The organism is Mesorhizobium sp. M7A.F.Ca.CA.002.15.2.1 (assembly GCF_003998715.1).
Classification (GTDB): Bacteria; Pseudomonadota; Alphaproteobacteria; order Rhizobiales; family Rhizobiaceae; genus Mesorhizobium; species Mesorhizobium ciceri.
The window spans coordinates 1-647 of the sequence record NZ_RZPI01001198.1 but is presented as its reverse complement, the minus strand read 5'-3'; the positions used below and the strand labels follow the sequence as shown (position 1 = coordinate 647).

Here is a 647-nt window from a genome sequence, read left to right as displayed (position 1 = left end):
CTTTGATTGAGAAGGTGCTGCCTGACCTGCCGCTGCCAGTTCTGCCGGTGTGGCTGGCGATGCATCGCGACGTGCGTACCAGCGTGCGCATCCGCCGTGTGGTGGATTTCCTTCACGAGGAGCTGAAACGCTATTCTGCGGGTGCTGGCGCGAATTCGGCGCGGTGAGCGAGCCCGGCCATCAGCAACACGATGATCAGCAGTCCCGACATGGTGATGAAGATCGGGCCGAAGCTGGAATGCTCGGCAACGAAGCCGATCGCCGACGGCGCCACCAGTATGCCGCAGTATCCGATCGTTGTGACCACGCTCATGCCGGTGCCGGAAGACATGCCTTCCTGGTTGCCGCCGGCCGAAAAGATGATCGGCACCATATTGGCGATGCCGAAGCCGCAAAAGGCAAAGGCTGCAATGGCGAGCCAGGGCGAGGGCGCCAGGCCAGCCACCAGCATGCCGACCGCGGCTACGAGGGCCGACGCGCGTAGCGTCGTCACCGCGCCGAAGCGATTGCGTATGCCGTCGCCGAAGAACCGCGTAACCGCCATGACGCCTGAAAATCCGGCGTAGGCGAGGCCGGCGACGGCGAGATCGGCGCCGAGCTCCTGGCGCAGATACAGGGCTGCCCAGTCGAGCACGGCGCCTTCCGAG

The 647-nt window shown here is 64.9% G+C and carries 1 protein-coding gene and 1 pseudogene; one reads left to right on the top strand and one right to left on the bottom strand.

The annotated features are described in order from the left end of the window. Positions 1–167: pseudogene (locus ENZ74_RS35565) on the top strand (LysR family transcriptional regulator); the annotation flags it as partial. Here the strand turns inward: ENZ74_RS35565 and ENZ74_RS33625 are convergent. Then, on the bottom strand, positions 131–647 hold a 517-nt coding region (locus tag ENZ74_RS33625; protein ID WP_127313374.1), incomplete at its 5' end, for an MFS transporter. The pseudogene ENZ74_RS35565 and the gene ENZ74_RS33625 sit on opposite strands and share 37 nt — an antisense overlap.